This is a genomic window from Mesorhizobium sp. M8A.F.Ca.ET.181.01.1.1 (assembly GCF_004792025.1).
Taxonomy (GTDB): domain Bacteria; phylum Pseudomonadota; class Alphaproteobacteria; order Rhizobiales; family Rhizobiaceae; genus Mesorhizobium.
In genome coordinates this window covers 1-313 of sequence record NZ_SRTV01000198.1, presented here as the reverse complement: position 1 = coordinate 313, position 313 = coordinate 1, and the positions used below count along the sequence as shown (strand labels likewise).

General features: G+C 62.3%; 1 pseudogene. It reads right to left on the bottom strand.

The annotated features are described in order from the left end of the window. Window positions 1–313, bottom strand: a pseudogene (locus tag EN824_RS34225) (ATP-dependent DNA helicase); the annotation flags it as partial.

The following is a 313-nucleotide window of genomic DNA, read 5'->3' as shown; positions in this document are numbered from 1 at the left end:
CTTGAACGCAAGCCGCACGTCGCGCGCGGCGCGTTCCAACGTGGAGCCGAGCTTGACCCAATCGACGGCGTCGCGTGCGTGGCCCAAACCCTCGGCCACCGAATCGCGTGCGAGCTCGAGAAACTGCGCGGTCGAAAGCGTCTCACCGAAAAACAGCGTGGCCGTTTCGGGAAGCTGATGTGCTTCGTCGAAGATGATCGTGTTGGCGGTGGGCAGCAATTCAGCCATGCCGGTATCGCGCAACATGATGTCGGCGAAAAATAGATGGTGATTCACCACCACGATGTCGGCCTGCTGTGCCTCGCGGCGCGCC